The sequence below is a fragment of the Cupriavidus sp. FW306-01-F10A genome, assembly GCF_058782785.1.
The window spans coordinates 80,105-89,579 of record NZ_JBYSYA010000026.1 but is presented as its reverse complement, the minus strand read 5'-3'; the positions used below and the strand labels follow the sequence as shown (position 1 = coordinate 89,579).

The window sequence follows — 9,475 nt, the reverse complement described above, 5'->3', positions numbered from 1 at the left end:
CGCTGAGCGGGGCCAGCGTCGCCGCCCTCGCCGGTCATCGACACGCCGAGGTCATTGACCACCACCTTGGCGCCGGCTGCGGCCAGTGCCAGCGCGATGCCGCGCCCGATTCCGCCACCGGCGCCCGTTACCAGCGCCACCTTGCCTTGCATGGATCCACTCATTTTGCTGCTCCTGAACATAAGAATTGATGGTTTCACGCGCTGCGAGCGCCGCGGGCCTATTCCGGCCGGATCCCGGCTTTGGCGGCCACGCCGCGCCACAGCGCGAGGTCGCGCGTGATGTGCTCGGTCAGCTCCGCGGGCCCGGTCAGCATGGGCTCATAGCCGGCCTTGCGGATGCTTTCTTCGTAGGCCTTGTCGCGGCCGAGCGCAAGGTTGGCCCGGGTGAGTGTGTCCACCACCGTGCGCGGCAGGTTGGGCGGCCCCAGCACGGCAAACCAGCCACTCATGCTGTAGTGCCTGATGCCGGCTTCGGCCATGGTCGGCACGTCGGGCAGCGCCGGGCTGCGGCGGGCCGACGTCACGGCCAGCGCCCTTACGGTGCCGCCGCGGATCTGTCCCACCGCGGTGCCGGTAGCGTCGAACATGAAGTCGATCTTGCCGCCGAGCAGGTCGGTGGTCGCCTGCGCGCTGCCCTTGTAGGGCACATGCAGCATGGTGGTGCCGGACATCTGCGCCAGCAGTTCGGCACACAGATGGTTGGACGCGCCGATGCCGGCGGAGCCGTAGGTAATGCCGTTGCGCTTCGCTGCGGTGCGTGTCAGGTCGGCAACGCTGCGCACCGGTGAGCCGGCTTTCACCAGCAGGACGTTGGCATAGTCGCTGACCAGACCGATCGGGGTGAAGCTCTTCACGGGATCATAGCCAACCGCCTTTTGCACCACTGGCACCATCGTCATCATCGGACTGGTGACAAAGATCAGCGTATAGCCGTCGGGATCCGCATGCGTGACCATGTTGGCAGCGATGCCGCCGGTGGCGCCGGCGCGGTTATCGACGATCACCGGCTGCTTGAGGATCTCGCCCAGGCGCGCGGCGTAGCTGCGGGCGGCTACGTCGGTGGGGCCGCCGGCGCCAAAGCCGACCATCAGGCGGATCGGGCGTGAGGGGTAGGCTTGCGCGTGGCTGGCCGTCGCCGCCGCGGCGAGCATCAGCCCGGTGAAGAGTGCTTTCAGTTTCATTGTGTCTCCTGTTGACGGGTGTGTGGTGACGTCAGCGGATTGCCCCGGCCGCGCGCATGCCCCCGATCTCTTCCTGCGCATAGCCCACCGCCAGCAGGATCGCGTCGGTGTGCTCGCCAAGCATGGGCGCGCGCTGGCGCACCGCGCCGGGGGTGGCGCTGAGCTTGATCGGCACGCCGGCGATCTTGACCGGCGTGGCCGAGCCCGGCTGCTCAACGTCGACCAGCATTTCGCGCACACGGTAGTGCGGGTCCGAGAAGATCTCCGCCGAGGTGTAGACCGGACCGAACGGCACCTTGCCGCCCAGGCACTGTGCGATCTCCTCCTTGGTGCGCGCCGTGCTGAAGGCCTCGATGGCGTCAATCACTTGCTGCGCGTTGCGCACGCGCGCGGCGTTGGTGGCGAAGCACTCGTCGGTGGCCATGTCGGGCCGGCCGATGGCATGGGCCAGCCGGGCCCAGAAGGCGTCGGTGGCGCAGGCGATCGAGACATGGCCATCGCGGGCGCGGAACAGGCCGAACGGGCACAGCAGGGGGTGGCGGTTGCCTTCCGGCGCAGGCACGGTGCCGGTGTAGGAGGTCTGGTAGACGATGCGCTCGCACATGGCCAGCACGGCGTCCGTCATGGCCACGTCGACGAACTGGCCTGCGCCGGACTCGCGGGCGCGATGCACCGCGGCCAGGATGCCGATGCACAGCATCAGCGCCGGCACGGTGTCACCCACGCCGGGGCCGATCTTGGTGGGCGTATCGCGGTCCGGGCCGGTGATTCCCATCATGCCGCCCATGGCCTGCGAGACCACGTCATAGGCCGGCCATTGCGCATAGGGGCTTGCGCCGCTGCGCGGATCGCCGAAGCCGCGCACGGTGCCGTAGACCAGGCGCGGATTGGTCTCGCGCAGGGTCTCATAGGCCAGCCCTAGGCGCTCCATCACGCCGGCGCGGAAGTTCTCGACCACGATGTCGGCGCGGTCGATCAGCTTGCGCACGATCTCGCGGCCCGCCTCGGTCTTCAGGTCGACGGCGATCGATTGCTTGTTGCGGTTCACGCTCTGGAAATAGCCGCCAAAGTCGCGCAGCGTGTCGTCGGCGCAGAAGGGGCCGGTGACGCGCGTGCCGTCGCCGGTCATGGCTTCGACCTTGATGACTTCGGCACCGTGGTCGGCCAGCACCTGCGTGCAGAACGGGCCGGCCAGCATCTGGGTGAGGTCTACCACGCGCAGGCCGGCGAGAGCGCCAGCGGGCTTGGAAGCGGACGGTTGTGATTGCTGCATGCTTGACTCCGAGGGGTGGCTCAGGCGGAGGCGCCGGCCATGAAAGCGTGGATGCGGGGATACAGCGCGGCAGCCGGCAGCGCATCGAGTTCCTCGACGAAGGTCCACAGCGCTTCCGCTTGTGCCGCGCCGACCAGGGCCGCGGCCTTGGTCCTGAGCTTGGCGGCCTTGTGCGCGTAAGGCATCGGATCGCTCAGTTCGACGTGTGTGGTGTGGACGTTGCTGGCGCGCGTGTCGACGCGCGCGTGGCAGGCCGTGTCGGCAATCGCCGGATCGGCTTCGATGATCACGCGGCGGGCGAGGCCGAGCAGCATGGGGTCTTCGCAGCGCGCGTCGGCAAATGAATCGAGCGCAGCGGTGTCGATGCCGGCCAGTATCATCGCCGCGGTCAGCGACAGGCTGAACTTGGCTTCCAGGCCGGTGCGCGGCCGTTCGATGCAGCAGACCGGCAGCCACTGCGGGTCGATGCGCAGCGTGACCCGTTCGATGTCCTGCGCATGCAAGGCGTGGTCCGCGCGCAGCGCCAGCAGCGCCTCCAGGGCAGGGTGGGTGCCGTGGCAACAGGCGTGGAACTTGTATTGCACATCGGCAAAACGGAAGATGTCCGGCAATCCGTCGAAGGGGGCAGCCACGCTGCCTTCGCGCGCGCCGTGCGTGGCCGCAAAGCCGCCGGCGCACTCGATTGCGTCGGGACGCGAAATGAAGCCGAGGGCCGCAAGCGTGGCCGCCTCGACCCCACTGGATGCAGCCATGCCGGCATGGAAGGGCTTGCTCATGGTGCCGAACTGGCATTTGAGGCCGCTCGCCCGGGTGGCGGCCAGGCCAAATGCGTAGCCAGCCTGCGCCGCATCGAGCCCGAGCAGGCGCGCGCTTGCCGCCGTGGCGCCAAAGGCGCCCGAGGTGGCGGTCTGGTGGAAGCCGGCGTTGTAGTGCGGCCGGCCCAGCCACCCGCCCACGCGGCAGGTCACCTCGACGCCGGTCAGGAAGGCTTCCAGCACGGCCTTGCCGTCAGCCTGCTGTTGCTCGCCGAGCGCCAGCGCGGCGGGCAACACGGCGACGGTCGGGTGCCCGACAAAGTCGAAGTGGGTGTCGTCGTAGTCCAGTGCATGCGAGACCGCGCCATTGAGCAGCGCCGCTGCGCGCGCCGGCACACGTTCGGCCATGCCGAAGGCGCTGGCCCGCGGGGCGCCGGCTTCGCCCCGGACCAGCCCGCGCACCGCCTGACTGACGGGCTCGCTGGCGCCGGCCAGCGCCACCGCGAAGAAGTCATAGACTGACAGGCGGGCAATGCCGAGCGCCTGCTCGGGAAAGCGCAATGCGCGGTCGACCGCGAAACGCGCCGCCTGCCGGCTGATGCCGGCGCCGGCAAGATCCGTCGATGGCGTGGAGGCGTGCATGGTCAGGCTCCGGCGTTCAGGCTTCGACCTTGCCCAGCATCGCATCGGAGATGATGCGCATCTGGATCTCGGAGGTCCCCTCGAAGATCTTGGTCAGGCGTGCATCGCGCCAGTAGCGCTCGGCCGCGAAGTGCGTGGTGTAGCCGGCGCCGCCGTGGACCTGCAGGCCTTCGCTGGTGACGCGCTCCGACATCTCGCTGGCGAACAGCTTGACCATGGCCGCTTCGGTGGAGCAGCGCTGGCCGTCGTCGATCTGCTCGCACACGGCGTAGAGCAGCGCGCGCGAGGCTTCGATCTGCGTGGCCATGTCCGCCAGCTTGAAGCGGATCGCCTGGAAGTTGCCGATGGGGTTGCCGAACTGGGCGCGCTCGCGTGCGTACAGGATGGCATCTTCCAGGCTGCCCTGGGCCAGCCCGATCGAGCGCGCGGCGGTGTGGGCGCGGGCGGTTTCCAGGCCGGCTGTGGTCAGGTAGAAGGCTTTGCCTTCCTCGCCGACCATCTTGTCGGCCGGCACGCGGCAGTTGTCGAAAGCCAGCTCCCAGGTGCTCCAGCCGTAGTAGCCGATCTTGGGGATGGGGCTGCCCTTGACACCCTCGGGCAGCTGGCCGCGCGGCTTTTCGATCATGAAGGCGGACAGGCCACGGTGGCGGGCCTTGGGGTCGATCACGGGGTCGGTGCGGCAGACCACCAGGATGAAGTCGGCCTCGTCGGCGAAGGTGCACCAGTACTTGCTGCCGGTAATGACCCAGTCGTCGCCGTCGCGCACGGCGCGGCACGAGATATTGGCCACGTCGGAGCCGGCGTTGGGCTCCGACAGCGAGAATGCGCCGAGGAATTCGCCGCGCGCCATGCGCGGCAGGTAGTCCGCCTTCTTCTCGGGCGACAGGCCCTTGAGCGCGCCGATCAGGCCGTTGCCGCGCGCGATCATGCTGCCCACGCTCATCCAGCCGCGCGACAGCTGCTCGGCCACCAGGCAGTACTCATAGGCGCCCAGGCCCAGGCCGCCGTATTCCTCGGGAATCAGGATGCCGAAGTAGCCCAGTTCGGCCATTTCATCGATCAGCTCGCGCGGGATCTGGCCTTTCTCGGGGTCCAGCTTGTTGGCGATTGGCAGGACGCGGTCCATGGTGAATTGCCTCGCGGCGTCCTGGATCATGCGCCGCTCGTCGGTCAGTTTTTGCACGTTGCGCTCCTTTGGTCGGTTCCTGCGATGTCCGGTATCCGGCTTTATGTACGTACATAGTAAGAGATAAGAGCGCTTGGGTGACAAGTCAAATCGGCCGGGCCACCCGTATTGGGTGGGATAATTTCCCCTAATTTTCCCGGATACCTTCAACCTTCTCCCGATCATTGACAGACGTAGTCGCTCCGTCCATTATGTACGGACATAATGATGGTGGGAGACGAGATCTTCCGCCAGTCGAGGAGAGAAGGAGCCATGCAGAAGAACCGGAGCGGCAATTTTTTTGAAGACTTCCGCGTGGGCATGCGCATGCGCCACGCCACGCCGCGCACGCTGACCGAAGGCGACCGCAGCCTGTACATCGGCCTGACCGGCAGCCGCGCGGCGCCGGGCACTGCCGACACCAATGCGGCGCAACTCGGGCTGGCGCGCCGGCCGCTGGAAGACCTGCTGGTGTTCAACACTGCGTTCGGCAAGACCGTGCCGGACATCTCGCTCAATGCCGTGGCCAACCTGGGCTATGCCGATGTGCGCTTCCTGGCCCACGTTTATCCGGGCGATACGCTGTCGGTGGAGAGCGAGGTGATCGGCCTGAAGGAGAACTCGAACCGCAAGAGCGGCGTGGTCTATGTGCGCTCTACCGCGCACAACCAGCACGGTGAAGCGGTGCTGACCTGGATCCGCTGGGTCATGGTGCACAAGCGCGACCACGCCGCCGCCTGCGGCGAGGCCGTGTTGCCCGCGACGGGGCCGGTGGTGCCGGCAGCGCGGCTCTGGCATGGCGGCTACGGCCCCGGCGTGCGCGAGATCTGCGCCATGACCGGCGTGCAGGACCTGTGGGAAGACTACGCGGCGGGCGAGCGCCTTGACCACCCCGGCGCGATGACGGTCAACGACAGTGACCATAGCATTGCCACCCGGCTCTACCAGAACACGGCCCGGGCGCATTTCGACGGCTTTGCGATGGCGGCCAGGGGCGGCCAGCGCCTGGTATATGGCGGCCACATCATCTCGCTGTGCAAGGCGCTCTCCTATGACGGCCTGGAGAACGGCCTGTCGATGCTGGCGATCAACGGCGGCAGCCACGTCAATCCCACCTATGCCGGCGACACCATCGCCTGCGCCACCCAGGTGGTGGAAAAGCTCGACCTCGGGCTGGCGCATGTCGGCGCGCTGCGCCTGCGCACCATCGGCATCAAGAACGCAGCAGCCGGCACGGTGGTGTTTCCGCCCGCCGCCGACGGCAAGCCCGCCCATCCGGCCAACGTGGTGCTGGACCTCGACTACACCATCGCCATGCCGCGCCGCGGCCGCTGAGCCGGCTTGCGTACCCATTCCAACATCCGCTTCCAGGAGCCATCCATGACCACCACCCATCCGCGCGACGCGCTGTTTGCCGGCGAGAAATCCTTCCCGGTGCTGGCCGCGTGCGAGCACTTTGCCGGCAGCGAAAAGCTGATCGGCAAGGCTTTCGACCTGCAGATCGAGTACGGCCCCGTCTTTGACGTGACCTGCGATTGCGAAGACGGCGCCGCCGCCGGCCAGGAGCGCGAGCACGCCGCCATGGTGGCGCGCATGATCGCGTCGGAGCGCAACCGCCACGGCCGCGCCGGCGCGCGCATCCACGATCCCGTGCATCCGGCCTGGCGGCAGGACGTCGACATCATCGTGGGCGAGGCCGGCAGCCGCCTGGCCTATCTCACCGTGCCCAAGGCCACCAGCCACCAGCAGGTGGCCGAGGTGATCGGATACATCGGCCAGGCCGCGCGCAAGGCCGGGCTTGGCCGCGAGATCCCGGTCCACGTGCTGGTGGAAACGCACGGCGCGCTGCGCGATGTGTTCCAGATCGCGGCGCTGCCCAATATCGAGGTGCTGGACTTCGGCCTGATGGATTTTGTCAGCGGCCACCACGGCGCCATCCCGGCGGCGGCGATGCGCAGCCCCGGCCAGTTCGAGCACGCGCTGCTGGCGCGCGCCAAGGCCGACATGGTGGCCGCGGCGCTGGCCAACGGCATCGTGCCGGCGCACAACGTCTGCCTGAACCTGAAGGATGCCGAGGTGATCGGCGGCGATGCCACGCGCGCGCGCAACCAGTTTGGCTTCCTGCGCATGTGGAGCATCTATCCGGCGCAGATCCTGCCCATCGTCAATGCCATGCGTCCCGATTTCACCGAGGTGGAGGACGCGGCCGGCATCCTGTGCGCGGCGCAGGACGCGGACTGGGGCCCGATCCAGTACCAGGGCGAGCTGCATGACCGTGCCACCTATCGCTATTTCTGGGGCGTGCTGGAGAAGGCCAAGGTCACCGGCATGATGGTGCCGGCCGAAGCCGACAAGCGCTTCTTCGCGGCCTGAGGCGCGCGGTCCCGGGGTGCCGCCGCTTGCCTTACAATGCGCGGACCCATTTTCATGGAGCGGCCCGGGGCCAGCTCATCGCCATGCGCAACCAACTGAACGACAAGCGGGCGGAAGCACCGGTGGCTCCTGGCGGGGCGGCCTCGACCCGCTATGCCGAGCTGGCCAGCACCCTGGTCCGGGATATCGTCGAGGGCCGCCGCGTGGTCGGCAGCCTGCTGCCGACCGAGCATGAGCTGGCCGGGCAGCATGGGGTCAGCCGCCATACGGTGCGCGCGGCGCTCAAGCTGCTGCAGGACTGGGGCTATATCTCGCGCAAGAAGGCGGTGGGGACCATCGTCGAGAGCGCCAGTCCCGAGGCCTCGTACACTCAGTCGTTCGGCACCGCCGAAGATCTGGTGCGGGTGGCAGCCACCGAGATCCGCAGCATCGAGGCGGTGCACAGCGTCACGCTGGACCGCGCCGAGGCCCGCCTGCTGGAGGCGCCGATCGGCAGCGAATGGCTGCGTTTTTCCGGCACGCGGGTCGATGCACGCAAGGGCAGCACGCCGGTTGCGCACGCCGACATCTACATCGACGCCTCGCTGGCGCACCTGGCCGATACCATCCGCAACAACCCCAAGCTGCTGGTCAGCGCGCTGATCGAACGCGATTGCGGCGTGGCCATCGCCGAGATCCGGCAGGTCATCCACGGCGTGCTGATCGATGGGCGGCTGGCAAGGGTGTTGGGCGCCGAGCCGGGTTCGCCCGGCCTGCGGCTGATCCGCCATTACAAGGACGCGCAGGGCAGGATCCTGGAGATCACCGACACGATCTATCCGGCGGACCGGGTGACCGTGGCGTTCCAGCTCAAGCGCAGCCGGGTGCAGGTCTAGGCCGCGTTGCGGGACGCTGGTGATTGCCTCGGGCGCGCGGCCTCATGCGCGCCAGAATGCGGCATTGCCTGGCGGAACTCCACCGTCTGGCGGTCAGAGTACAGCGCCCGGCTGCATGCCGAGCGCTTGCAGCGCGCGGGTACTGCCGATCAAAAGCCGGGGCTTGCGTTCGAAATTCCCAGTTGGGGGATTCGCAGGTGATGCGCTCATCGCCGGAGGCTGCCTGATTCATCTTCCTTCGCGGCGCTCCTGAATCGCCTGTCCGTGTGACGCAGTGCATACCGCATGCTTGTGGCGGCTACAATCCGCGATGGGACATTTATGAACATGGCAAGAAGGATCGATGACTTACATCGTTGAAGCGGTGGACGAAGCGCTGGGTTTGCTGATGCTGGTGGCCGAGCATCCGTCGCTGGGCGTGACCGAGCTGGCCAGGCGCGCCGGACTGACCAAGGCGCGCGCCTTCCGCCTGCTGACCACGCTGGAGCACCGCGGCCTGATCGCGCGCGAGTCGCCGGCGGCGGTCTACAAGCTCAGCTACAACGCGCTGCTGGTTGGCAATGCCGCGCGCGAGCAGTTCGACCTGGTCAAGCTGGTGGCGCCGCGTCTGGCGGCGATCGGCGCGGCCTGCGGCGAGAACGTGATCGTGCGCGTGCGCGACGGGCTGGAGTCGGTGTGTGTGGCGCGGCATGAGTCGACCCAATCGGTGCGCGTGCATACCGAGATCGGCAACCGCCGGCCGCTGCATGTGGGGGCCTCCGGCAAGCTGCTGCTTGCCTTCGCCGCGCCCGAGGTGCTGGACGCCGTGCTGGCGCACCAGTTGGAACGTTTCACCGCCAAGACCATCATCGAGCCGCAGTCCCTGCGCGACGAGCTTGGGGCGATCCGCGCCGCCGGCTATGCCGTATCGCTCGGCGAGCGCGATGCCGATGCTGTCTCTGCCGCCGCGCCGCTGCGCGACCACAGCGGCGCGGCAGTGGCGTCGCTGAGCATCGCCAGCCCGGCCAGCCGGACCACGCAGGAGGCGCTGGACCGGCATGTGGCGATGGTGGTGGCGGAGGCCGCCGCGCTGTCACGCGCGCTCGGCCATACCGGCGGCTGAATCCGGCTGGGCGCGGGGCAAGACCGCGCAAATCCCCGATATCTCAAAAGCGGCGCTTCGGCGCCGCTTTTTCTTTGCCCGCGCGAATCACAGGGGGTAAACCCTGC

At 68.1% G+C, this 9,475-nt stretch carries 9 protein-coding genes; 4 read left to right on the top strand and 5 right to left on the bottom strand.

Annotated features, from left to right (window positions below; all coding sequences use genetic code 11):
- From AC3WLF_RS26940 to AC3WLF_RS26920, 5 genes are all read right to left on the bottom strand, one after another.
- The coding region (locus AC3WLF_RS26940; RefSeq protein WP_492359058.1) for an SDR family NAD(P)-dependent oxidoreductase at nucleotides 1-164 on the bottom strand (164 nt) is incomplete at its 3' end.
- A 56-nt stretch (nucleotides 165-220) separates the two neighbouring features.
- On the bottom strand, nucleotides 221-1,183 hold the full coding sequence (locus AC3WLF_RS26935) for a Bug family tripartite tricarboxylate transporter substrate binding protein (RefSeq protein ID WP_492320451.1): 963 nt from the start codon (nucleotides 1,181-1,183) through the stop codon (nucleotides 221-223).
- Nucleotides 1,184-1,214: 31 nt separating this feature from the next.
- Nucleotides 1,215-2,456: a CaiB/BaiF CoA transferase family protein gene (locus AC3WLF_RS26930; RefSeq protein WP_492320452.1), complete on the bottom strand. Its 1,242-nt coding sequence runs from the start codon at nucleotides 2,454-2,456 to the stop codon at nucleotides 1,215-1,217.
- Between the two features lie 20 nt (nucleotides 2,457-2,476).
- Nucleotides 2,477-3,853: an MmgE/PrpD family protein gene (locus AC3WLF_RS26925; RefSeq protein WP_492359057.1), complete on the bottom strand. Its 1,377-nt coding sequence runs from the start codon at nucleotides 3,851-3,853 to the stop codon at nucleotides 2,477-2,479.
- A gap of 16 nt (nucleotides 3,854-3,869) precedes the next feature.
- Nucleotides 3,870-5,036 (bottom strand): acyl-CoA dehydrogenase family protein, encoded by a 1,167-nt coding sequence (locus AC3WLF_RS26920; protein WP_492320454.1) that lies wholly within the window; start codon nucleotides 5,034-5,036, stop codon nucleotides 3,870-3,872.
- Nucleotides 5,037-5,291: 255 nt separating this feature from the next.
- Between AC3WLF_RS26920 and AC3WLF_RS26915 the strand changes: the two genes are divergently transcribed.
- The 4 genes from AC3WLF_RS26915 (at nucleotide 5,292) to AC3WLF_RS26900 (ending at nucleotide 9,368) form a co-directional block, all read left to right on the top strand.
- Entirely contained in the window at nucleotides 5,292-6,353 is a 1,062-nt protein-coding gene (locus AC3WLF_RS26915; RefSeq protein WP_492320455.1) for a MaoC family dehydratase, read from the top strand.
- A gap of 45 nt (nucleotides 6,354-6,398) precedes the next feature.
- Nucleotides 6,399-7,391 carry an HpcH/HpaI aldolase/citrate lyase family protein gene (locus AC3WLF_RS26910; protein ID WP_492359056.1) on the top strand — a complete coding sequence of 331 codons (993 nt, stop codon included), beginning with the start codon at nucleotides 6,399-6,401 and terminating at the stop codon, nucleotides 7,389-7,391.
- Between the two features lie 83 nt (nucleotides 7,392-7,474).
- Nucleotides 7,475-8,266, top strand: coding sequence for a GntR family transcriptional regulator (locus tag AC3WLF_RS26905; protein WP_492320457.1), 792 nt, complete (start codon nucleotides 7,475-7,477; stop codon nucleotides 8,264-8,266).
- 343 nt (nucleotides 8,267-8,609) lie between these two features.
- Nucleotides 8,610-9,368, top strand: a complete 759-nt coding sequence (locus AC3WLF_RS26900) for an IclR family transcriptional regulator (protein ID WP_492359055.1) — start codon at nucleotides 8,610-8,612, stop codon at nucleotides 9,366-9,368.
- Nucleotides 9,369-9,475: the final 107 nt, after the last annotated feature.

Excerpts from the sequence above, each read along its gene's own strand:
- AC3WLF_RS26935 (WP_492320451.1), bottom strand. The coding sequence starts at position 1,183 with ATGAAACTGAAAGCACTCTTCACCGGGCTGATGCTCGCCGCGGCGGCG.
- AC3WLF_RS26930 (WP_492320452.1), bottom strand. The coding sequence starts at position 2,456 with ATGCAGCAATCACAACCGTCCGCTTCCAAGCCCGCTGGCGCTCTCGCC.
- AC3WLF_RS26925 (WP_492359057.1), bottom strand. The coding sequence starts at position 3,853 with ATGCACGCCTCCACGCCATCGACGGATCTTGCCGGCGCCGGCATCAGC.
- AC3WLF_RS26915 (WP_492320455.1), top strand. The coding sequence starts at position 5,292 with ATGCAGAAGAACCGGAGCGGCAATTTTTTTGAAGACTTCCGCGTGGGC.
- AC3WLF_RS26910 (WP_492359056.1), top strand. The coding sequence starts at position 6,399 with ATGACCACCACCCATCCGCGCGACGCGCTGTTTGCCGGCGAGAAATCC.
- AC3WLF_RS26905 (WP_492320457.1), top strand. The coding sequence starts at position 7,475 with ATGCGCAACCAACTGAACGACAAGCGGGCGGAAGCACCGGTGGCTCCT.
- AC3WLF_RS26900 (WP_492359055.1), top strand. The coding sequence starts at position 8,610 with ATGACTTACATCGTTGAAGCGGTGGACGAAGCGCTGGGTTTGCTGATG.